The 21,230-nt window shown below is 71.2% G+C and carries 16 protein-coding genes; 9 read left to right on the top strand and 7 right to left on the bottom strand.

The window, feature by feature from the left end:
• Nucleotides 1-70 precede the first annotated feature (70 nt).
• Complete coding sequence (locus tag Adu01nite_RS27990; protein WP_203730900.1) at nucleotides 71-529, bottom strand: MarR family winged helix-turn-helix transcriptional regulator; 459 nt, start codon at nucleotides 527-529, stop codon at nucleotides 71-73.
• A 77-nt stretch (nucleotides 530-606) separates the two neighbouring features.
• Here Adu01nite_RS27990 and Adu01nite_RS27985 point away from each other — a divergent pair, with 77 nt between their 5' ends.
• The 3 genes from Adu01nite_RS27985 (at nucleotide 607) to Adu01nite_RS27975 (ending at nucleotide 4,233) form a co-directional block, all read left to right on the top strand.
• Nucleotides 607-1,644 carry an LLM class flavin-dependent oxidoreductase gene (locus Adu01nite_RS27985; RefSeq protein WP_203730898.1) on the top strand — a complete coding sequence of 346 codons (1,038 nt, stop codon included), beginning with the start codon at nucleotides 607-609 and terminating at the stop codon, nucleotides 1,642-1,644.
• On the top strand, nucleotides 1,641-2,306 hold the full coding sequence (locus Adu01nite_RS27980) for an NADPH-dependent F420 reductase (RefSeq protein WP_203730897.1): 666 nt from the start codon (nucleotides 1,641-1,643) through the stop codon (nucleotides 2,304-2,306). The genes Adu01nite_RS27985 and Adu01nite_RS27980 overlap by 4 nt, the downstream gene beginning before the upstream one ends.
• A gap of 124 nt (nucleotides 2,307-2,430) precedes the next feature.
• The gene (locus Adu01nite_RS27975; RefSeq protein ID WP_203730895.1) at nucleotides 2,431-4,233 is read left to right on the top strand and encodes a polysaccharide deacetylase family protein; all 1,803 of its coding nucleotides are present in this window, start codon (nucleotides 2,431-2,433) and stop codon (nucleotides 4,231-4,233) included.
• On the opposite strand, the gene Adu01nite_RS27970 is transcribed toward Adu01nite_RS27975, so the two are convergent.
• The 4 genes from Adu01nite_RS27970 to Adu01nite_RS27955 all read right to left on the bottom strand — a co-directional run bounded on the left by Adu01nite_RS27970 (nucleotide 4,230) and on the right by Adu01nite_RS27955 (nucleotide 6,874).
• A complete protein-coding gene (locus Adu01nite_RS27970; RefSeq protein ID WP_203730893.1) occupies nucleotides 4,230-4,424 on the bottom strand; it encodes a ferredoxin in 195 nt (64 codons plus the stop codon). The genes Adu01nite_RS27975 and Adu01nite_RS27970 overlap by 4 nt on opposite strands.
• Nucleotides 4,408-5,061 carry a TetR/AcrR family transcriptional regulator gene (locus tag Adu01nite_RS27965; RefSeq protein ID WP_203730891.1) on the bottom strand — a complete coding sequence of 218 codons (654 nt, stop codon included), beginning with the start codon at nucleotides 5,059-5,061 and terminating at the stop codon, nucleotides 4,408-4,410. The genes Adu01nite_RS27970 and Adu01nite_RS27965 overlap by 17 nt, the downstream gene beginning before the upstream one ends.
• On the bottom strand, nucleotides 5,055-6,248 hold the full coding sequence (locus Adu01nite_RS27960) for a cytochrome P450 (RefSeq protein ID WP_203730889.1): 1,194 nt from the start codon (nucleotides 6,246-6,248) through the stop codon (nucleotides 5,055-5,057). The genes Adu01nite_RS27965 and Adu01nite_RS27960 overlap by 7 nt, the downstream gene beginning before the upstream one ends.
• A gap of 101 nt (nucleotides 6,249-6,349) precedes the next feature.
• A complete protein-coding gene (locus tag Adu01nite_RS27955) occupies nucleotides 6,350-6,874 on the bottom strand; it encodes a GNAT family N-acetyltransferase (protein WP_203730887.1) in 525 nt (174 codons plus the stop codon).
• 83 nt (nucleotides 6,875-6,957) lie between these two features.
• On the opposite strand from Adu01nite_RS27955, the gene Adu01nite_RS27950 reads away from it, so the two are divergent.
• The 3 genes from Adu01nite_RS27950 to Adu01nite_RS27940 are packed head-to-tail and all read left to right on the top strand — an operon-like array spanning nucleotide 6,958 to nucleotide 10,864.
• The gene (locus Adu01nite_RS27950) at nucleotides 6,958-7,767 is read left to right on the top strand and encodes an ABC transporter ATP-binding protein (protein ID WP_203730885.1); all 810 of its coding nucleotides are present in this window, start codon (nucleotides 6,958-6,960) and stop codon (nucleotides 7,765-7,767) included.
• Nucleotides 7,768-8,760, top strand: coding sequence for an ABC transporter substrate-binding protein (locus Adu01nite_RS27945; RefSeq protein ID WP_203730884.1), 993 nt, complete (start codon nucleotides 7,768-7,770; stop codon nucleotides 8,758-8,760).
• 1 nt (nucleotide 8,761) lies between these two features.
• Nucleotides 8,762-10,864, top strand: coding sequence for an iron ABC transporter permease (locus Adu01nite_RS27940; RefSeq protein ID WP_203730881.1), 2,103 nt, complete (start codon nucleotides 8,762-8,764; stop codon nucleotides 10,862-10,864).
• A gap of 1 nt (nucleotide 10,865) precedes the next feature.
• Here the strand turns inward: Adu01nite_RS27940 and Adu01nite_RS27935 are convergent, their stop codons facing one another.
• Nucleotides 10,866-12,332 carry an LmeA family phospholipid-binding protein gene (locus Adu01nite_RS27935; RefSeq protein WP_203730879.1) on the bottom strand — a complete coding sequence of 489 codons (1,467 nt, stop codon included), beginning with the start codon at nucleotides 12,330-12,332 and terminating at the stop codon, nucleotides 10,866-10,868.
• 217 nt (nucleotides 12,333-12,549) lie between these two features.
• On the opposite strand from Adu01nite_RS27935, the gene Adu01nite_RS27930 reads away from it, so the two are divergent.
• Entirely contained in the window at nucleotides 12,550-13,503 is a 954-nt protein-coding gene (locus Adu01nite_RS27930; RefSeq protein WP_203731075.1) for a sigma-70 family RNA polymerase sigma factor, read from the top strand.
• The gene (locus Adu01nite_RS27925) at nucleotides 13,503-14,063 is read left to right on the top strand and encodes a TIGR03086 family metal-binding protein (RefSeq protein ID WP_203730878.1); all 561 of its coding nucleotides are present in this window, start codon (nucleotides 13,503-13,505) and stop codon (nucleotides 14,061-14,063) included. The genes Adu01nite_RS27930 and Adu01nite_RS27925 overlap by 1 nt, the downstream gene beginning before the upstream one ends.
• A gap of 124 nt (nucleotides 14,064-14,187) precedes the next feature.
• On the opposite strand, the gene Adu01nite_RS27920 is transcribed toward Adu01nite_RS27925, so the two are convergent.
• Nucleotides 14,188-17,451 (bottom strand): S8 family serine peptidase, encoded by a 3,264-nt coding sequence (locus tag Adu01nite_RS27920; RefSeq protein ID WP_203730876.1) that lies wholly within the window; start codon nucleotides 17,449-17,451, stop codon nucleotides 14,188-14,190.
• Between the two features lie 233 nt (nucleotides 17,452-17,684).
• Between Adu01nite_RS27920 and Adu01nite_RS27915 the strand changes: the two genes are divergently transcribed.
• Nucleotides 17,685-21,203: a LamG-like jellyroll fold domain-containing protein gene (locus tag Adu01nite_RS27915; protein WP_239132747.1), complete on the top strand. Its 3,519-nt coding sequence runs from the start codon at nucleotides 17,685-17,687 to the stop codon at nucleotides 21,201-21,203.
• Nucleotides 21,204-21,230 lie beyond the last annotated feature (27 nt).

Raw genomic sequence — 21,230 nt, 5'->3', positions numbered from 1 at the left:
ATCCGGTGGGACACCCGTTCTGCCTGTCCACCTGGGACATCGCACAGCTCGATTTCCAATAGGCCGGAACCTAGTCACGCAAGCGTTGGCGCAGGGCGGCGGCGATCTCGCCGGCGGCGGTGATCTGGGCCGGGGTGAGCGCGTCGACGAACAGCTCCCGGATGGCTCGCAGGTGCGGGACCGTGGCCGCCTGGAAGGCCTCGGCGCCGGCCGGGGCCTGGACCACGACCGCGCCCCGGCTGTCGGTGGCGCACTCCTCGCGGGTGATCAGGCCGCGCCGCTCCATCCGGCCGAGGTGGTGGGACAGGCGGCTGCGTTCCCAGCCGACCAGCGCCGCCAGCTCGGACGAGCGCACCTGGTTGCCCTCGGCCTCGCTCAGCGCCAGCAGCACCGCGTAGTCGCCGGGCGAGAGACCGGTGTCGGCCTGCAGCCGGGCGGCGAGCACATTGCGGAGCGCCTCGCCGGTCTCCAGGAAGTCGCGCCAGATGCGCAACTCCTCGCGGGTCGGCAGCTTGCGTGTGCCGGGCATAAGAACCCACCCCCTGTAGTTGACATGTCAATCGTACGGCTTCATAGTTGACACGTCAATTACTGGAGGACAGCACCATGAGTGACCTCATTCTCGGCCTCGACACCTTCGGCGACGTGCCGGTGGACGACGCCGGCGCCCCTCTCTCGCACGCCGCCGCGATCCGGCAGGTGGTCGAGGAGGCGGTGCTCGCCGACGAACTCGGCGTCGACGCGATCGCCCTCGGCGAGCACCACCGCCCGGAGTATTCGATCTCCACCCCGGAGACCGTGCTGGCCGGCATCGCCGGGCGCACCAAGCGCATCCGGCTCGGCTCCGGCGTCACCGTGCTCAGTTCGGACGACCCGGTCCGGGTGTTCCAGCGGTTCGCGACCGTCGACGCGATCGCCAACGGCCGCGCCGAGGTCATCCTCGGGCGCGGCTCGTTCACCGAGTCGTTCCCCCTTTTCGGGTACGACCTGAGCGACTACGACGTCCTCTTCGAGGAGAAGCTCGACCTGTTCGCGAAGCTGCTCGACGAGGAGCCGGTCACCTGGAGCGGCACCACCCGTGCCCCGCTTCAGGACGCCGACGTGTTCCCGAAGACCGAGTCCGGCCGGCTGACCACCTGGGTCGGCGTCGGCGGCTCACCCCAGTCGGTGGTCCGCACCGCCCGCTACGGCCTGCCGCTGATGCTGGCGATCATCGGTGGTTCCCCGGAGCGCTTCGCTCCGTACGTCGATCTCTACCGGCGGGCCGCCGACCAGCTCGGCACCGTCGCGCACCCGGTCGGCATGCACTCCCCCGGCTTCGTCGCCGACACCGACGAGGAGGCCAGGGAGCTCTACTACGCGCCCTACAAGGTGATCCGGGACCGGATCGGGGCGCTGCGCGGCTGGCCGCCGCTGAAGCGGGCCGAGTTCGACGCCGAGGCGGAGCACGGCTCGCTGTACATCGGGTCGCCGGACACCGTGGCCCGCAAGATCGCCCGCACCGTAAGGTCACTCGGCGTGGGCCGCTTCGACATGATCTACACCGCCGGTGCGCAGCCGGTCGCCGCCCGGACGCGCGCGGTCGAGCTGTTCGGCGCGAAGGTGGCGCCGATGGTCCGCGAGCTGCTGGCGGAGGAAAAATGACCACGATCGGCATCCTGGGCGCGGGCAAGGTCGGCACCGTCCTGGCCCGCCTCGCCGTCGCCGCCGGTTACCAGGTGCTGGTGGCCGGCTCGGGCGACCCGGCGAAGATCCGGCTGATCGTCGAGGTGCTGACCCCGGGCGCGACCACGGTGACCGCGACCGAGGCGGCCGAGCGGTCGGACATCGTCATCCTCGCGCTGCCGCTCGGCAAGTACCGCACGGTGCCGGCCGGGGCGCTGCGCGGCAAGCTGGTCGTCGACGCGATGAACTACTGGTGGGAGGTCGACGGCCGCCGCGACGACCTCACCGACCCGCGCACGTCGTCCAGCGAGATCGTCCAGGCGTTCCTGCCGGGGGCGCGGGTGGTGAAGGCGTTCAACCACATGGGCTACCACGACATCGAGGAGGGTGCCCGGCCGGCCGGGTCGCCCGGGCGCAAGGCGATCGCGATCGCCGGGGACGACGGCGTGGACGAGGTCGCCGCCCTGGTCGACACGCTCGGTTTCGACCCGGTGGTGGCCGGGCCGCTGGCCGAGGGCGTACGGATGGAACCCGGCACCGAGATCTTCGGGGCCGATACCGACGCCGCCGAGGTCCGGGCGATGCTCGACCGTTTCCCCGACTCCGAGCGCGGCCGGGTCGTCGCAAAAGCGCGCCGATAAGTCTGATCATCCGGGCCGCCCGTCATTCTTTCGGGCAGTCCATTTCGGAATTACCGCCCGCCGCCACCAAAAGGCATCTTTGTGCCGGTAGGAGATTCGTGAACCGAGTGGCATAGTCCCAAAAATGACGGGGAAGGCTTTCGCCGCGGTTTTGGCAGGGGCAATCATGGTGGCGCTGATCGGGGCGCCGGCGCAGGCTTCGGCCAGCAAACCGGTGCAGGTCACGTTCACGTTCGACGACGGCGTCGCCGACCAGCTGCAGGGCAAGACGCTGCTGGAGAAGTACGGCATGACCGGCACCTTCTACATCAACTCGGCGCTGATCGGGCTGCCCGGCTACATGACCAGGGCCGACCTGGATTCGCTCAAGGCGGCCGGCCACGAGATCGGCGGGCATACCGCGACCCACCAAAACCTGCCGACCCTTTCCCCGGCCGAACAGAACCGGCAGATCTGCCTGGACCGCAATACGCTGTTGTCCTGGGGATATTCGGTGACGTCGTTCGCGTACCCATTCGTTGAATTCGATTCGACTACGAAGTCGATCGTGCAGACGTGCGGATACAACTCGGCCCGGGCGGCCGGCGACCTGCGTTCGCCGTTCAGCTGTTCGGACTGCCCGGTGGCCGAGACCGTGCCGCCCGCCGACAAGTGGGCGATCCGCACCCCGGACGACATCGAGAGCAACTGGACCCTGGCCAACCTGAAGAGCGTCGTCACCCGGGCCGAGGTCACCGGCGGGTGGGTGCCGCTCAACCTGCACCACCTGTGCGCCGGCAGCGGCTGCCCGGCCGAGTCGATCACGCCGGCCATCCTCGACCAGTTCCTGGCGTGGCTCCAGCCGCGCTCGGCGCCGACGATCCGCACCACGGTCCGGACGGTCCAGCAGGTCCTCGGCGGGGCGGTCAAACCCGCGGTCGCGCCGACCGCGCCGCCGGCACCGGGGGCGCCCGGCGTCAACACGGTCCGCAACGCGTCGCTGGAGACCGCTGCCACCACCATTCCGGACTGCTTCAGCTCGGCCGGGTACGGCACGAACACGGTCACCACCACGCGGGTGGCCGGCGCGCACACCGGCTCGTGGGCGTCGCAGATCGCGATGACCAGCCGGACCGACGGGGACGCGAAGCTGGTGCCGACGTTCGACCTCGGCCAGTGCTCGTCGCAGGTGGCGCCGGGCCGGACGTATCAGGTGAGCGCCTGGTACAGGTCGACGGTCCCGGTCTTCTTCACCCTTTACCAGCGCAACGCGATCGGGCAGTGGAGCTACTGGACGCAGAGTCCGCGCCTGGCCGCCGCCGCGGCCTGGACCCAGGCGACCTGGCTCAGCCCGGTGCCACCGGCCGCCGCCGTCGCGGTCAGTTTCGGGCTGACCATCGACAGCGTCGGCACCCTCACCGTGGACGACTACGGCCTGGCCGACACCACCGCGGTGCCCGCGCCGGTCGGGGTGAACGCGCTGGTCAACCCATCCTTGGAGACACCCGGGGCGGATGGTTTCCCGCAGTGCTGGACCGGCACCGGCTACGGCACCAACACGCCGGTGTGGACCAGGGTCGCGGACGCGGCCGACGGCAGCTGGGCCGAGCGGCTCGAGCTGACCAGCCGCACCGACGGCGACGCCAAGCTGATCCCGGGCTGGGACAGCGGGAACTGCGCGCCGCTGGTGCTGACCGGCCACACGTACACGCTGAGCCTGACGTACAAGTCGAGCGCGCCCACCTTCCTCACCCTCTACCGGCAGGACAGCGCCGGGACGTGGTCGTGGTGGACGCAGAGCCCGGCGTTCACGGCCTCGGCCGCCTACGCCACCGCGAGCTGGACCTCACCGGTCGTGCCGGCCGGCACCAAGGCCGTCACGTTCGGCCTGACGCTGGACAGCGTCGGGCAGGTGACCACCGACAACTACTCGATGGTCGCGAACTAATCCGTCAACGTGATCGCCGCGGCCGGGCACATGGCCGCGGCGTTCGCGACGACCGGGAACAGCGACGCGGGCGGGGCCGGGTCGAGGAGGACCACGACGCCGTCCTCCTCGCGCTGGTCGAAGACCTCCGGGGCGATCATCACGCACTGACCCGCGCCGCAGCACGAGTCCTGGTCAACGGTTATCTCCACGGTGACGGTCCTTTCCGGACGAGACGCCCAGCAGGTCGGCGATCGCGTCGATCAGCAGGTTGCCGGTCTGCGGCCACGAACCGGGCGGGGCGTTGCCGCCGGCGATGTCCCGCTCGTGGTCGGCACACGTGTGGATGATCAGGTGGCCGACCATGCCGGCCCGGGCCACCGCGGCCGGCGGCACCGCGGCGAGCAGCGCGTCCATCGCCGCGCGCATCGGCGGCGTCGAGGTCGCCGAGTCGATGGCCACCGTGCGCAGGACCGGGTCGATCAGGATCTGGGCCGAGCAGCGGGCGTACCAGCTCGGCACGCCCAGCTCGGCCAGGTGCCGGGTGAGCGGCAGCACCACGCAGCCGATCAGGGCGCGCGGGTCGGTGGCGCGGCTCAGCATCCGGGTGCGCATCCGGTCCATCGGGACCGCGTGCATCCGGATGATCGTGGCGACCAGGTCGGCCTTGGTGCCGATGTGGTAGCCGACCGCGGAGTTGCTGCCCTGGCCGGCGGCTTCGGCGATCTGCCGGTTCGAGACGGCGTGCACCCCTCGCTCCGCGAACAACCTTTCCGCCGTACGCACCAAAAGCTGCTGGGTGGCCAGCGCGTCAGCCCGCACCCGCCGCGGCGAAGCCGCGGTCACCATCGAACCGGAACCTCCTCGATGCCGCCGACGATCAGGCCCTCCCGGCGGCGCAGCTCGTCCGGGCCGACGACGAGATCGAGGCCGGGCAGCCGGTCGAGGAGGACGCCGAGGACGGTCTGCAGCTCGACCCGGGCGAGCGACTGACCCAGGCAGGAGTGCGGGCCGGCACCGAACGCGAGGTGCGGGTTGGGCTTGCGGTCGAGCACCATCTCGCCGGCGTCGGCGAAGGCGCAGGTGTCCCGGTTGGCGGCGGCGAGGTTGGTGATGACCGTGGTGCCGGCCGGCAGCGTCTGACCGGCGACCTCGACCGGCTCGCTGAGGTAGCGCGGGATGCCGAAGTTGGGGTTGGCGTCGAAGCGCAGCGACTCCTCCACCGCCGACGGGATGAGCTCCCGGTCGGCGAGCAGCGACTCCCAGCGGGAGCGGTCGGCCAGCAGCATCGCGACCATCTTGCCGATCATGTTGGCGGTGGTCTCGTGCCCGGCCACCAGCAGGCCCTGCGCCGTCATGATCAGCTCGGCCTCGCCGAGCCGGCCGTCCTGCGCGTCGACGATCGTGGCCAGCTCGCTGAGCAGGTCGTCGCCCGGCTTCTCCCGCTTGCCGCGGACGTGGGAGGCCATGAACTCGTGGAACTCGGCGGCCGCGGTGTCCAGCTCGTCCTGGGGGTAGCGGGTGAGGTTGAGCATCGCGTCGGACCAGTGGGCGAACCGGTCCCGGTGGTCGGCGGGGACGCCGAGCAGCTCGCAGATCACGAAGACCGGCAGCGGGAAGCCGAGCGCGGCGCCGAGGTCGGCCGGGGCGCCGCTCGCCTCCATGTCGTCGATCAGGCCGTGCGCGAGCTCCTCGATCCGCGGGCGCAGCGCGTTGACCCGCTTGGCGGTGAACGAGCGGCTCATCATCCGCCGCCAGCGCAGGTGGCCCTCGCCGCTGCTCATGTCCGAGACCATCGAGCCCTCGTTGAACACGCCGCCGCTCTCCGAGTCGGCGATGCGGGCCGCGTCGGGCTGGGTCAGGTTGTGCGTGAAGCGGGGGTCGGCGAGCATGCCGCGCACGTCGTCGTAGCGGGTGAGCAGCAGTGCCTCGTCACCGCTGGCCATCCGGATCCGGGCGACCGGGCACTCGTCGCGCAACTGAGCCCACTCCTCCGGCGGCTCCAGTGCGGTGGGCTGGGTAAACGGATAGTCCATTGTGTCCCCCCAAGAAATAGCCAAAGAGAAGAAGACCAATGGAACCTAAGTCAGTTGACTGATCGACATCAATGCATGCCCGGCAAACTGGCACAAACGGCTTACAGCGCCTTGTTGAAGATCAGGAAGTCGCAGGGGGTGGCCAGGCGCGGGTGCAGCTCCGGGTAGTCCTCGGTGAGGTCGGTGACCCGGACGACCTGGTAGCCGGCCCGGGTGTACCAGCCGCGCAGGAAGTCCTTGACCGGGTGCGTCCAGGTCCGCGGCACCAGCAACTCCAGCTGCATGGTGGTCAGTCCGCGGGTGCGGGCCCAGCCCTCGGCGTACGCCAAAAGCTCTCGTCCGATGCCGGCGCCGCGCCGCTTGGGGTGCGCCACCAGCATGCCGACCTCGCCCTCGCCGGTGGGCAGCCGCTGCACCCGGGCCGCGCCGACGATCTCGCCGTCCTCCCGCGCGACCACCAGCTCGCCGGCCGCGATCAGCGCGGCCACCGCCGCAGCGTTGGTGCGGTCCGTCTCGCCGGACCACAACCCCTGCTCGGCGGCCGCGTAGACCTCGTTGACCAGGTCGGTGATCGAGGCGACGAAGACGTTGTCGGTGGCGAGGGCCGGATCGGCGAAGGAGATCATTCCTCGGGATGGTAGCGGCGTGATGCGGTTCACCAGGATGAACCCTCGTGTTCGGCCTCGGTGAATTAGGTTAGCCTCACCTCATGACCAGGGACGCTGCGCTCACCGGCGCAGATCTGACGCTCGCCTACGACGGGCGGACCGTCGTGCACGGCGCCGGCATCGCCCTGCGGGCCGGCACCGTCGTCGCGCTCATCGGGCCCAACGGGTCGGGCAAGTCGACGCTGCTGCGCTCGCTCGCCCGGCTGCACCACCCGCAGTCCGGCACCGTCACCCTCGACGGCGCGGACGCGTTCGCGTTGCGCCCCAAGGACTTCGCCCGGCAGGTCACCCTGCTCACCCAGTCCCGGCCGACGCCGGGCGGGGTGCGGGTGCGCGACGTCGTCGCCTACGGCCGGCACCCCTACCGCGGCCGGTTCGGCGCCGGCGACGCCGACGGGCCGGCCCACGTGCAGCGGGCGATGGAGCTGACCGGGGTCGCCGGGATGGCCGACCGGGCCGTCGACGAGCTGTCCGGCGGCGAGCTGCAGCGGGTCTGGCTGGCCACCTGCCTGGCCCAGGACACCGGGGTGGTGCTGCTCGACGAGCCCACCACCTTCCTCGACCTGCGCTACCAGATCGAGACGCTGGACATCGTGCGCGACCTCGCCGACGAGCACGGCGTCGCGGTCGGGGTGGTGCTGCACGACCTCGACCAGGCGGCCGCCGTCGCCGACGAGGTCGTGTTGCTGGAGAAGGGCGTCGTGCGCGCCACCGGCAGCCCCGCCGAGGTGCTCACGTCCGACTTGCTCACCGAGATCTACGGCCTGCGCATCGACGTCCACGTCGACGGTGACGGCCACGTCCGCACCCGGCCGGTCGGCCGGCATCACACCCGAAAGGTTTCCATCTAAATGAGGATCACCCGCCGCGCCCTCGCCACCTCGGCGGTCGCGCTCACCGTGATGCTGATCGCGGCCTGCGGCACCACCGAAGACACGACCGACACCGCCGCCCCGGCGTCGTCGGCGCCCACCGGCCCGGTCGACCTCACCGACGAGCGCGGCACCGTCCACCTGGACGCGCCCGCCAAGAACGTGGTCTCCCTCGAGTGGGGCCTCACCGAGAACCTCGTCGCGCTCGGCGTGAAGCCGGTCGGCGAGGCCGACGTGAAGGGCTACAACACCTGGGACACCAGCGCCCCGATCGACGCCTCCACCCCGGACGTCGGCACCCGCGGCGAGCCCAGCCTCGACGCGATCATCGCGCTCGACCCCGACCTGGTCGTCACCACCACCGACCTGCCGGAGACGGTGATCAAGCAGATCGCCGCGAAGATCCCGGTGCTCGCGCTGCGCGGGTCGGACGGCACCGACCCGATCGGCTACATGCGCAAGACCGTCACCACCCTGGCCAAGGCGACCGGCACCGACGCGAAGGCGACCGAGCTGCTGGCCGGCTTCGACGCCAAGGTCGCGGCGGGCAAGGACGCCCTCGCCAAGGCGGGCAGGACCGGCGCGCCGTTCGTCATGGCCGACGGCTGGGTCGACTCCGGCACGGTCACCGTCCGGATGTACACGCCGACCTCGTTCTTCGGCGGCATCGCCAAGGAGCTGGGCCTGACCGGCCAGTGGACGACCGGCGGCGACAAGGACTACGGCCTCGCGCATACCGACGTCGAGGGCCTCACCAAGATCACCGACGCGCAGACCACCTTCCTCTACGTGGCCAACAAGAGCGACGGCGGCGACTTCACCGACAGCCTGAAGACCAACGCGGTGTGGAAGCAGCTGCCGTTCGTCACCGCGAACAGGGTCAAGCGCATCCCGGACGGCATCTGGATGTTCGGCGGGCCGCTCTCGGCGAACGCCTACATCGACGCCCTCACCGCGGCCGTAACCGCCTGACATGACCAGCACGACCGTTTTACTACCAGAACAAAAGGCGAAAAACGCTCCTAGGACGTACGGCGTCATAGGGGTCTTCGCCGTTGCGGTCGTGCTGCTCGCCGCCCTGGCCGCGGTGCACCTCACCCAGGGCACCGCGCGCCTCGGCGTCGGGGAACTCCTGAACGCCCTCTGGCCGTGGGCACCCGACGACAGCGCCCGGGACCAGGCGGTGGCCGTACTCGTCGCCAGCCGCCTCCCCCGCCTCGCCGCCGCCCTGCTCGTCGGCATCGGGGTCGGCGTCGCCGGCGGGGTGTTCCAGTCGGTGGCCCGCAACCCGCTCGCCTCCCCCGACACCCTCGCCGTCAACGCCGGCGCCTACGTCTCGGTGGTCGCCGTCGCCGCCTCCGGCCTGGCCCTGCCGTTCGTCGCCAACGGCCTGGTCGCCTTCGTCGGCGGCCTGCTCGCCTCCGGCCTGGTGCTGCTGGTGGCCCGCGGCGGCGCGGCCGGCCCGACCCGGCTCGTGCTGGCCGGCTCGGCGGTGGCCCTCGCCCTCAACTCGCTCACCACCGTGCTGCTGATGCTGTTCACCCAGAACACCCTCGGCCTGTACGCGTGGGGCAGCGGCTCCACCGTCCAGTCCGGATCGCACCAGGTCACCGTGGCCGCCCCGATCATCGCGCCGGCCCTGGCCGGAGCGCTGCTGATCGCGCACCGCCTCGACGTGCTGGCCCTCGGCGACGACACCGCCCGGGTGCTCGGCATCGACGTACGCCGCACCCGGGTGCTCGCGGTGACCCTGGCCGTCCTGCTCTCCGCGATCGCCGTCACGGTGGCCGGCCCGATCGGCTTCGTCGGCCTGTGCGCGCCGGTGATCGCCCGGCTGATCGCCCGCAAGGTCCCCGGCCTCGGCGCCCACCTGCGGCTCCTGCCGTTCGCCGGCCTGGCCGGCGCGGTCATCGTGGTCGGCGCCGACGTGCTGATGCGCTGGGTGTTCTCGGCCGACAAGTCCATCTCGGTGCCCACCGGCGTGGTCACCACCCTGGCCGGCGCGGTCGTGCTGGTCTGGCTGGCCCGCGGGCTGCGCGACGGCGGCCCGGCCTCGGTCCCGGCCCGCGGCGCGCACGGCTCGGTCCGCTCCCGCGGCTGGATCATCGCGGTCAGCACGGTCCTGGTGGTGGCCCTGGTCGCCGCGTTCGTCGCGGCCCTGCTGCTCGGCGACCGGATGGTGCTGCTCGGCGACGTCGTCAACTGGGCCAAGGGCATCTCCGGCCGGCAGGTCAGCTTCGTGCTCGACCAGCGCTGGCCGCGGGTCCTCGCCGCGCTCTTCGGCGGCGCCGCGTTGGCCCTGGCCGGCGCGATCGTGCAGGCCGTCTGCCGCAACGCCCTCGCCGAGCCCAGCCTGCTCGGCGTCACCCCCGGCGCCAGTGTCGGCGCGGTCGCCGTCGTCATGCTGCTGCCCGGCCTCGGCGTCTGGCCGGTGCTGGGCGCCGCCACGGCGGCCGCGCTCGGCACGTTCGCCCTGGTCTACTGGCTGGCCGCCGGGCGTGGGCCGGCCTCCGACCGGATCGTGCTGATCGGGGTCGGGGTCAGCGCCGCGGCCACCGCGATCACCACGCTGATCGTGGTCGCGGTCTCCCCGTGGAACGTCAACACCGCGCTGACCTGGCTGTCCGGCTCGACCTACGGCCGCACCACCGCGCAGGTCGTCCCGGTCGCGATCGCCCTGCTGGTGGCGCTGCCGCTGACCCTGGCCGGGGCCCGCACCCTCGACCTGGTCGCCCTCGACGAGGACGTGCCGCGGGTGCTCGGCGTGCCGCTGAGCCGGGCCCGGCTCGGCTTCCTCACCATCGCCGCGCTGCTCACCGCGGTCGCGGCGGTGGCGGTCGGCGCGCTCGCCTTCGTCGGGCTGGTCGCGCCGCACGCCGCCCGGGCGCTGGTCGGCGCCCGGCACAGCCGGGCCATCCCGGTCGCGGTCGGGCTCGGCGCGCTGCTGGTCAGCGTCGCCGACACCCTCGGCCGCACGGTCATCGCGCCGTCCCAGCTGGCGGCCGGCCTGATGACCGCCATGATCGGCGCGCCCTACTTCGTCTGGCTGCTGTGGCGCAGCCGCGCCACCGGCTGACCTAGCAACTCCCCCCGGTCAGGGCGCCGCGCTGCAGGGTGACGTCCTGGCCGGTCAGGCGGATCAGCAGGCCGTTCGGCTGCACGTCGACCCCCGCGTAGATCAGGCCGGCCGGGAGTTTCTGCAGCTCGTAAGTGGTCTCCTGGGGGGCCACCTGGGACAGGACGTTGGCGGCCGGGAAGCGTACGCCGAACATCTCCACCTGGTCCGGGGCGATGTCCAAGGTGCTGCCCTTGATGACCGGGCGGCCGTAGAGGACCACCGGGGTCGCCTCGCCGGAACCGCCGGTCGCGGTCGCGGTCAGCCGCCCGCCCTCGGCGCCGAACACGGTCGGGTTGCCGGGCGGCTGCTTCAGCACCGAGAACGGCTGGGTGGTGACCCCGCCGATGACCACCTTGATGCCCTGCGCGTCCACGCTCACCGACCGGTAGCTCACCCCGGACGGCAGCACCGGCAGGGTCTGCTTCAGGTCCTCCTGGTTGATCTGGCCGAGCACCAGCTTCGCGATCGGGTCGTTCGGCTTGTGGTCGCCGCCGAGGATGTGCACCAGCCTCGGTTCCAGGTTGAGGGTGCCGCCGCTGAGCACCGGCGCGGTGTGGATGGTCAGCGGCACGCCGATCGCGGTGGTGTTGATGCCGAGCAGGCCGTTCGCCGCCGTGTAGGAGACGGTCCGGCCGCCGACGTCGGTGGGCAGCGTGCTCAGCGCGTTGACCGAGACACCGCCGATCCCGATGTGCACGCCGTCGGTCCGCGGGGTGATCGAGTTGTAGGTGACGCCGGCCGGCAGGTGCGGCAACTGCTGACTGCGTACCCCACCGGCAAGATCGCCCACCTGCGAAGCCGGCAGCGACTTCCCGAAGATCTCCAACCGCTCCGGCACCGACTGCGCGGTCTCGCCGCGCAGGCGCATCTTCATGAACAGCTTGGCCTGGACGTTGTCGGCGGCGTCGGCCGGCATCGTCACGTCGACGCTGAGCCCGCCGTCGCCGGCCCGGTGGAAGGTGCGCTTCGGGGTGCCCTTCGGCGTGGGCAGGTTGGCGAAACCGACCGCGATGGTGGCGTCCATGCTGCCGACGTGGGTGCCGCCGGCCGGCTGGGTGACGTCGCGCATGGTCGCGGTGAAGCGGGCGTGCGGGACACCCGAGAGGGTGGCGTCCGGGACGGTCAGCTTCACCTCGGACAGGTTCTGCCGCAGCGCCTGCGGCACCAGCGTCCCGCCGCCGACGGTCACCTCGGTGGCCACCGCCGCCGCACCCGGGCAGGCGACCTGGCTGCTCACCCGGTCGACGATCTGCTGGCGCAGATAGCCGTCGAGCAGCGGCAGGGGCACGGCGTAGGCGAGCATGGTCAGCGCCAGCAGCAGCACCAGTGCGGTGGCCGCGATGGCGATCCATTTATGGCGCGTGCCGCGCGCGGAGTGCAGCGGCCGATGCGCCTCGGTCCGGGTCTCCGTCTCCACCATGGTCATGTCGACACCCCCTTCGGCGTTGTTTACGTGCCGGTAACCTCCGGAGGTTCATCCACACGGACCTAATTGGCACTCTCCGCGACTGAACCGGGCGAGGCGCTGATCCTGTTCCATGCCCTGCTGCGCCGCCGGGAGCAGCTCCGCTGACCCCGCGGTCACTACCATGCGATGAGTTCGGCGGCGGACGCCGGTCAGTACTTCACGAGGAGGTGGCGTGGTGGACACCGAGTTCGTTCAGCAGGCGGATCCGTACCGTCGCGAGCTGCTGGCGCACTGCTATCGCATGCTGGGCTCGGTCTACGACGCCGAGGACCTGGTGCAGGAGACGTACGTCCGGGCCTGGCGCTCGTACGACCGTTTCGAGGGCCGCTCCTCGATGCGCACCTGGCTGCACCGCATCGCCACCAACGCCTGCCTCACCGCACTGGAGTCGCGCAGCCGCCGCCCGCTGCCGATCGGCCTCGGCGCGCCCAGCTCCGACCCGGCCGACGACCTGATCGAACAGCGCGAGGTGCCGTGGCTGGAGCCGCTGCCGGACGCGATGCAGGGCGACCCGGCGTCGGTGGTGACCGGCCGGGAGAGCATCCGGCTGGCCGTGGTCGCCGCCATGCAGTATCTTCCGCCACGGCAGCGCGCGGTCCTGATCCTGCGGGACGTGCTGCAGTGGCCGGCGGCAGAGGTCGCCGAGATGCTCGACATGACGGTCGCGTCGGTGAACAGCGCCCTGCAGCGGGCCCGTGCCCACCTGTCGCACGTGACGGTGTCCGCCGACGAGATGACCGAGCCGGACTCCGCCGCCGAGCGCGAGCTGCTGGACCGTTTCGTGGCCGCGTTCGAGGCCAAGGACATCCGCGCGATGGTCGACATCTTCACCAAGGACGCGGTCTGGGAGATGCCCCCGTTCACCGGTTGGTACCAGGGCCCGGACGACATCGCCCGCCTGGTCGACACGCGCTGCCCCGCGAAGGGCCCTGGTGACATGAAACTGCTCCCGATCCGGGCGAACGGCCAGCACGGGTTCGGCCTCTACATGCGCGACGGCGACGTCTACCGCCCGTTCAACATGCCCGTGCTGACCCTGACGAAGGACGGCGTGAGCCACGTGTCGTGCTTCTTCGACCTGCGCCTGTTCCGGACGTTCGGCCTGCCCGAAAAACTGCCGGTGACCTGATGGACGTGGCGCTGCGGGCCGGGGTGGCCGTGCTGGAGCGGGCAGTCGCGTACTGCCTGGGCAGCCTTTCCCTGGTCACGCCGGCGCTGCTGTCCGCACCGACCCCCTGCCGCGCCTGGGACCTGCACGCCCTGCTGGAGCACCTGCTCGACTCGATGGCGGCGCTGGAGGAGGCCGCCGAAACCGCGTCGGTCACCCTGCTGCCGCCGCCTTCGCCGGGCGGAGTGATCCCGCAGGCGCGGGACCAGGCGGTGCGCTTGCTGGGCGCATGGGCTTCCGCTTGCGACACCCCTTTTTCCGTACGCGTGGAGCACGCGACCCTGAGCGCACCTTTGGTAGCCGGCGCCGGCGCGATCGAGCTGGCGGCCCACGGCTGGGACGTCTCCCAGTCCTGCAACCGCCCGCGCCCGATCCCCGACGACCTGGCCGACGAGCTCCTGGACCTGGCCGTCCTGCTCCTGCACCCGGCCGACCGCCCGGGCCGCTTCGCCCGCCCGCTCCCCCTGCCGTGCGACGCCCCACCGGGCGCCCGCCTGCTGGCCTTCCTCGGCCGCCGGTAAGGCGGTCGCCGCGGCCCGGGCCAAGGCCGAGTGTCGGCCGCCGTGGTCGTCGGCTACGCGGTAGCCCGGGACTGACCAAAAGGCCGGGGTGACGGGCACATCGCCCGCCACCCCGGCCCGGTCATCAGCGCAGGGCGTACGCGCGGATGACCGTCTGGGTCACCGTGTTGTTCTTGCTGTCGGTGGCCGAGACGCGCAGCGAGGCGAAGCCCGCGCCGCGCGGGTGGTTGACGGTCGCCACCCGGTTGTCGCCCGAACCGCGCACGTCGGCCCGGTGCCACGTCTTACCGTCGTCGTAGGACACGTCGACCCGCACCGACCTAGCCGTGCCGGCGGTGGAGCCCGGCTGGTGCTCGACGGTCAGCGGAATCTCGAAGCGGCAGCCCGACGCGGCCGTGTTGGCGCTGTCCAGGCGCGGGCTGATCCGGACCGTGGAGAGCGGCAGCCGCTGGTAGCCCTCGGCGGGTGCGTGCCCGGACTTGAACGTCCACGACGCGCTCACCGAGGTGGCGAACAGGTGCGGAGCGCTCCGGGTGGCCGAGGCCTCCAGGCGATAGGTCCCGGTCGCGGCCGGCAGGTCGAACTCGTTGCCGTCGCCCAGCTTGGTGCTGCCCTGGTAGAGCGCCGCCGTCTGGGTGTCGACCGTGGAGAAGCCGGGGTGGCCGGCTCCGTCACCGAACAGCGACGGGTACGCCATCAGGTGGTCGCCCTGCCGGGTCACCCAGTCGCCCTCCCAGAGCGGCTGCGTGACGTTCGGCCCGAACACCGCGGTGTTCCACGCATGGTGGTAGGTGCGACCGGCCCGGAACGGCACCCGGCCGGCGATCTGCTCGCTGATCAGCTCCGGCCATTCGTCGTCGCCGGCGGCCGGCAGCTGCTGCATGAAGTCGCCCATCCACGGCGCTTCGGTGTTCACGTACTCGGTGCGGTGGAACGGCAGGCTGAACGGCAGCGCGGTGAACCAGCCACCGCTGTTCTCGGAATACTGGGCCATGTTGCCCTTGGTGCCCTCGGCCCCGGTGGCGGCCACCGAGTAGTCGGCCTTGATCGTGGCCAGGTCACTGAGCCGCGGCTTCTTCACCAGGCCGTCGAACATCTTGCCGGGCTGGAAGTAGGCCAGGTCGGTGGTCCACGGGCTGTTCCGGAACCGGCCGTCCGCCCCCGGAACGGCGAACCCGCCGTTCACGCCGGCCAGGAAGAAGTCCTTGGACACCGACGAGGCCGGCGCCGCGAACAGCTGGTCGAAGGTGAGGCCGAGCGCGCTCGCCGAGATGCCGAACTCGGGAAGCGCCCAGTCCGCGTTGACCGCGGCCAGCGTGGTGCCGGCGTCGGCCTGCGGCGCCTTGACCACGATCGGCTTGGCGGTGCGGCCGTCGAACGTGACCGTCTTCGCCTTGTCGACGACCAGCTCGGTCAGGGTGAGCATGGCGGTCGTCTCGTCCGCGGCGTTGTTGATCCAGACGAACGCGCCGTAGCGGCCCTTGGGCACCCGGACCGTCTCGGTGCCCTTCTCCTGGTAGACGTCGAAGTTCTGGAACGTGTCCAGGTTGAACAGGCCCGCGTAGTGGTCGAGGCTCGGCGTACCGTCCCGGTTGATGGTGTTGACCGTGAGGTCGTAGCTCTCCACCTCGCGGTCGACCCCGACCGGCGTGACCACCCGGACGCCGCCGTCGGCGGTGGCCGTGAGGTAGCCGCCGAGCGTGCCGTCGGACAGCGCCGGGTTGCTGGTGTCGGCGGTGACCGTGGTGCTCGCCGTGCCGCCGGCCGGAACGGTCAGCGTGGTGGCGGCGACCGAGAACGGTGCGGACAGCGCGGAGAGGGTCAGGGTGACCGCCGCCGTGCCGGAGTTGCGGTAGGTGATCGTCCTGGTGACCGGCTGGTCGTCGCCGTGCGGCCAGATCGCCAGGCCGAAGCTGAGGCTGCCCTGGTCGGCGGAGACGTTCTGGGCGATCTCGCGGGCCACGTCGACCCGGCCGGCGCCCTGCTCGAAGACCCCGGTGCCGTCGATCGGCTTGGCCGAGCCCATCAGCGTGTTCTTGCGCAGCGCCGACGACCAGGACGGGTGCTCCTGGGTCAGGATGGCGGCCGCGCCGGCCACGTGCGGGGTGGCCATCGAGGTGCCGGAGAGCGACACGTAGCCGTCGACCGGCGCCGGGTCACCGATGAAGCCGTTCTTGGCCTTGGCGGCCACGATGTCCACGCCGGGCGCGGTGATGTCCGGCTTGATGGCGTGGTCGCCGACCCGCGGGCCGGTGCTGGAGAAGTAGGCCAGCTGGTCGTCGCGGTCGACGGCGCCGACCGCGAGGGCGGCGTCGGCGGTGGACGGCGAGCCGGCCGAGTTCGGGCCGGCGTTGCCGGACGCGATCACGAACAGCGTGTTGTACTGCGCGGTCAGGTCGTTGACGGCCTGCTCGAGCGGGTCGATCTCGGGGGTGTCGCCACCGCCGAGGCTCATGTTGATCACCGGCGCGCGCTCGGCCGCCCAGGCCATGCCGGCCAGGATCGCCGAGTCGTCGCAGAACTCGGTCTCGCACACCTTGCCGATGAGCAGCTTGGCGCCGGGGGCGACGCCCTTGTAGCGGCCGCCCGACGCGGCGCCGGTGCCCGCGATGATCGACGCCACGTGGGTGCCGTGCCCGACCTCGTCATCAGCCGTCGCGGTGGTGGTGAAGTTTTCCGTGCCGGCGATCTTCCCGGCGAGATCCGGGTGGGTGGCGTCGACGCCGGTGTCGAGGATGGCGACCGTGGTGCCGGTGCCGTCGTAACCGGCCTGCCAGGCGGTCGGCGCGCCGATCTGCGGCACGCTGTGGTCGAGCGTGACCTTGCGCTGCCCGTCGAGCCAGACCCGCTGCAGGCCGGGCTTCAGCGAGCGCGCGTTCGTGCCGCCGCCGGTCAGCGACGACCAGAGGGCGGCCCGCTCGGTCAGGTTGGCCTGGGCGGCCATGACGCCGACGGCCGGGATGTCGCGGGTGACCCGGGCACCGCCGGCGGTGAGCGCGCTGCGGGCGCCGGTGGCGCTGTTCTTCGGGTACGAGATGAGCAGGTGCAGGTCGGCCCCGCCGCGCCCGGTGAGCGCGCCCAGGTCGAACAGGCGCTTGTCGATCCGGCCGGCGCGCAGGAGCGCGAGCGCGTCGGACGGGATCACGTAGCGGTGGCCCTGGACGGTCTGGCTCAGGAACCGGACTTTGCTGCGGCCCGGTCCGGGCTGAACCGATGCGCCCTTGCCGTTGGTGGTGACCCGGTCGCCGGTGATGAGGGTGACCGAAATTGCCTTGTTCGACGAATCCAGAGCGGTGGTCGTGGACGGCGCTGCTGCCGCCGGTGCCTGTAGGGCCCCGATGACCAGGGCTGAGCTGAGCAATACGGCGGGCAGTCTTCGTCTACGCATCTGGTGCCTCCCCGTGCCGGGTCCTTCCCGGCCCCGGGATAGACCCTTGCAAATGCGCGCAACCCACGCCGCCCGAAAAAGGGAAAACCTTTTCCTAACTGGACGCCAAGGGATTGACGGGCGGGACCGGCCGTACGTAACGTGGCCGAAATCCCAGGGTGACATCGCGATCGATGAGGTGGGTCCCGTTGAGAAAAGGTTTTCTTAGTTTCCCGGTCATCACTCTTCTGGGGGTGACCGCCTCGCTCGCCGTCGCCGCCGGGCCCGCGGCGGCGGCCGACGTGCCGGCGCCGGTGGTCGCCTACACGTTCGACGCCGACGATCTGGCGACCGGGGTGATCACCGACTCGTCCGGCAACGGCCTGAACGGCACGCTCGTCAACGGATCCACCGCGTCGCTCGTGGACGGTGCGCTCGTGCTGCCCGGCGGCGCCCCGACGTCGACCGGGGCGTACGTGACGCTGCCGCGCGGCGTCCTGGCCGGCCGCACCGACCTGACCGTCTCGCTGCGGGTGAAGTGGGACGGCGTCCTCGCGCCCTGGCAGTGGATCTACGCGCTCGGCAAGGACACCACGAGCCGCATCTTCACCACCCCGTACAGCGGCGACGGCCGGTTGCTCACCGCGGTCGCGGCCAACGTCGGCGGCGCCGCGGCGGAGGTGTACGGCTCGGCCGCGCTGCCCGCGAACGCCTGGAAGACCATCACGTTCACCCTGGACACCTCGGCCGGCCGGCTCAGCACCTACCTGGACGGCGCGTTCGTCTCGTCGGCCGCGACCACGGTCACCGCGGGCGCGCTGATCGATGCGGCCACCACGACGTCCGGCTACATCGGCAAGTCGTTCTACGCCGACCCGCTGTTCGACGGCGCGATCGACGACTTCCGGGTCTGGGACACCGCGCTCTCCGCCGCGCAGGTCGCCGAGGGTCAGACCGTGCCGGCGGTGACCGGGCTCAGCCAGACCGCGTTCCCGGTCGGCACCACGATCGGCACCGCGCCGGCCCTGCCCGCCACCGTCCGCGGCACGTTCTCCGACGGCTACGACCGGGACGTGCCGATCACGTGGGCCGCGGTCGACCCGTCGGCCTACGCCCAGCGCGGCACGTTCACGGTGGCCGGCACCGCGGCCGGCCGGGCGGTCACCGCCACCGTCACCGTCATCCGCGAGGGCGAGATCACCATCGACCTCGGCAAGTCGACCGGGAAGTTCCACGGCGGGGCGGCCGGCTCGCTCTACGGCCTCTACGGCGAGGGCGTGCCGACCAACAACCTGATCGAGGGGATGAACCTGCGGACCGTCTCGACCAAGGCGCAGGACGGCCCGCAGCACCCGGGGGCGGACGCGCTCGAGGTGGTCAAGCCGCTCGCCGACAGCACCGACGGCGATGTCTACATCTACATGACCGACATCCACCGCGGCTTCCCCTACCAGTGGCCGGGCAGCACGCCGGCCGAGAAGCTGTCGCTGTTCGAGCAGAAGATCGGCGTACAGGTCGATCAGGTCCGGAAGCTGGATAGCAAATATCAGGACAACATCGTCTTCGTGCCGTTCAACGAGCCCGAGGGCAACATGTTCGGCACCGGCGAGTGGAGCTACGACGGCGTCTCCTGGCTCACCGATCCCACCGACTATTTCCGGGCGTGGGACGAGGTCTACCGGCTGATCAAGGGCAAGATGCCGGCGGCGCGGATCGCCGGACCCAACACCAGCGTCCTGTTCAGCCAGGTCAAGGGCTTCCTGCAGCACGCGGACACGGCCGGCACGCTGCCCGACGTGATCACCTGGCACGAGCTGAGCCACCCGGAGGCGGTCCGCGAGAGCGTCGCGCAGTACCGCGAATGGGAAGCCGAGGTGCTTCCCGGCAAACACCTTCCGATCAACATCAACGAGTACGCGTTCAACTACCACACCTCGGTGCCCGGGCAGATGATCCAGTGGATCTCGGCGATCGAGGAGTCCAAGGTCGACGCGGACATCGCGTACTGGAACATCGACGGCAACATCTCCGATTCGGCCGTGCAGGCCAACCGGGGCAACGGCCAGTGGTGGCTGTTCAACGCGTACGGCAGCATGACCGGCGACACGGTGGCGGTCACGCCGCCCTACCCCGGCCAGAACTACACGCTGCAGGGCGTCGCCACCCTCGACAGGTCCAAGCGCCAGGCCCGCGCGATCATCGGCGGCGCCACCAGCAAAGGTTTCGTCCAGTTCGCGAACGTGCCCGCGTCGTTCGGCCGGAAGGTGCACGCCTGGGTGCGCGAGATTCCCTGGACCGGCCAGGTCGGCGATTCGGCGCAGCCGCGCCTCATCACCGAGAAGGATCTTGCGGTGGGCGGCGGCGCGGTCTCGCTTGATTTCGGTACGGGTGACCTGCCCAAACTCAGCGAATCCTCGGCGTACGAGATCGTGTTGTCGCCGGCCACCGGTGGTTCCGCGGCCGCCGCATCGACGACGCTGTGGCAGGGCTCGTATGAGGCCGAAGCGGCCACCTACACCGGCGGCGGCTACAGCAAGAACGGTCCGGAGGGCTCGACGGCCGACGTGTCGAAGTTCTACACCTCCGGCGGGTACGACGTGGGTGGCCTGCGCACCGGCAGCGACGGAGTCCTCTCCTTCGATGTCGACGTGCCGACCACCGGTAAATACGACCTGTCGGTGTTCGCCAACTCGCTGAACACCTACCCGCTGGTGCAGGAGCAGGGGCCGACCAACGTGTTCCTGCGCGTCGACGGCGCCGCCGAGCAGGAACTGTTCCTGCCGCTCGGCTACAAGTGGGTGGTCTGGGACCACACCGACACGACCGTGACGCTGACGGCCGGCAAGCACACCATCGCGCTGGCCGCCAAGAGCCTCGACGGCACGAAGGCCACCAAGGGCGACACCATCCTCGACCGGATCACCCTCGCACTGCCCAACCCGGCCGCGGGTACGTCCACCTACGAGGCCGAGCTGGCCTCGCTGACCAGGGCGCTGCCCACCTACCTGCTCCCCCGCAAGGCCTCCGGCTCCGGCGGCGCCGCGGTGGCGCCCGGCGGCAGCGCGACGTTCTGGGTCTACTCCAAGGCCGACGCCGAGGCGACACTGAACCTGGCGGTCGTCGCGGGCGCGGCCAAGCTGGCGGTCAACGGCGTCGACGTGGGCACGCTGACCCCCGGCCACACCAAGGTGGCGGCGTCGCTGTCCGGCGGCGTCAACAAGATCACCGCCACCGGTGTCGCCCTGCTCGACAAGCTCGACGTCACCCCGGCCGGCACCAGCCTGCGGGCGACCACGGTGGAGGCGGAGAGCGGCACCCTCGCCGGCACCGCCACCGCGACCGCGAAGTCCCTGGCCAGTGGCGGCTCGGCGGTCACCGGCGTGACCGGCGACAACACCCTGACGGTCAGCGTGCCGGCCACCCAGGCCGGCACCTACGCCCTGCGCATCCGCTACTCCAACCCGGAGCAGGCCGAGGCCACCCACTACAACCCCGACCCGCTCGCCCGGCACGCGGACATCGCGATCAACGGCGGCGCGGCCAAGCGGGTGCTGTTCCCGCACAGCTTTCACGACAACAACTTCTGGGAGCTGACCGTCCCGGTCCAACTGAAGAAGGGCACCAACACCATCCGCTTCTCCTCGGCCGAGCTGCCCAACTTCGACGGCACGACGTACGCCTCCAACGTGTGGCCGGACGTCCTGCTCCGCTCCGCGTACGCCCCGGTCCTCGACAAGCTGACCGTCACCCCGTACAGCAAGCAGCTGCGCTGAACGACCGCCCGGGGTGAGCGAGCCGCT

This window comes from Paractinoplanes durhamensis, assembly GCF_016862175.1.
Lineage (GTDB): Bacteria > Actinomycetota > Actinomycetes > Mycobacteriales > Micromonosporaceae > Actinoplanes > Actinoplanes durhamensis.
This window is presented reverse-complemented; position numbering and strand designations above follow the sequence as displayed.

What these genes read in the sequence shown, in the direction of transcription:
- Adu01nite_RS27990 (WP_203730900.1), bottom strand. Translation starts at nt 529, where the DNA reads ATGCCCGGCACACGCAAGCTGCCGACCCGCGAGGAGTTGCGCATCTGG.
- Adu01nite_RS27985 (WP_203730898.1), top strand. Translation starts at nt 607, where the DNA reads ATGAGTGACCTCATTCTCGGCCTCGACACCTTCGGCGACGTGCCGGTG.
- Adu01nite_RS27980 (WP_203730897.1), top strand. Translation starts at nt 1,641, where the DNA reads ATGACCACGATCGGCATCCTGGGCGCGGGCAAGGTCGGCACCGTCCTG.
- Adu01nite_RS27975 (WP_203730895.1), top strand. Translation starts at nt 2,431, where the DNA reads ATGACGGGGAAGGCTTTCGCCGCGGTTTTGGCAGGGGCAATCATGGTG.
- Adu01nite_RS27965 (WP_203730891.1), bottom strand. Translation starts at nt 5,061, where the DNA reads ATGGTGACCGCGGCTTCGCCGCGGCGGGTGCGGGCTGACGCGCTGGCC.
- Adu01nite_RS27960 (WP_203730889.1), bottom strand. Translation starts at nt 6,248, where the DNA reads ATGGACTATCCGTTTACCCAGCCCACCGCACTGGAGCCGCCGGAGGAG.
- Adu01nite_RS27955 (WP_203730887.1), bottom strand. Translation starts at nt 6,874, where the DNA reads ATGATCTCCTTCGCCGATCCGGCCCTCGCCACCGACAACGTCTTCGTC.
- Adu01nite_RS27950 (WP_203730885.1), top strand. Translation starts at nt 6,958, where the DNA reads ATGACCAGGGACGCTGCGCTCACCGGCGCAGATCTGACGCTCGCCTAC.
- Adu01nite_RS27945 (WP_203730884.1), top strand. Translation starts at nt 7,768, where the DNA reads ATGAGGATCACCCGCCGCGCCCTCGCCACCTCGGCGGTCGCGCTCACC.
- Adu01nite_RS27940 (WP_203730881.1), top strand. Translation starts at nt 8,762, where the DNA reads ATGACCAGCACGACCGTTTTACTACCAGAACAAAAGGCGAAAAACGCT.
- Adu01nite_RS27935 (WP_203730879.1), bottom strand. Translation starts at nt 12,332, where the DNA reads ATGACCATGGTGGAGACGGAGACCCGGACCGAGGCGCATCGGCCGCTG.
- Adu01nite_RS27925 (WP_203730878.1), top strand. Translation starts at nt 13,503, where the DNA reads ATGGACGTGGCGCTGCGGGCCGGGGTGGCCGTGCTGGAGCGGGCAGTC.
- Adu01nite_RS27920 (WP_203730876.1), bottom strand. Translation starts at nt 17,451, where the DNA reads ATGCGTAGACGAAGACTGCCCGCCGTATTGCTCAGCTCAGCCCTGGTC.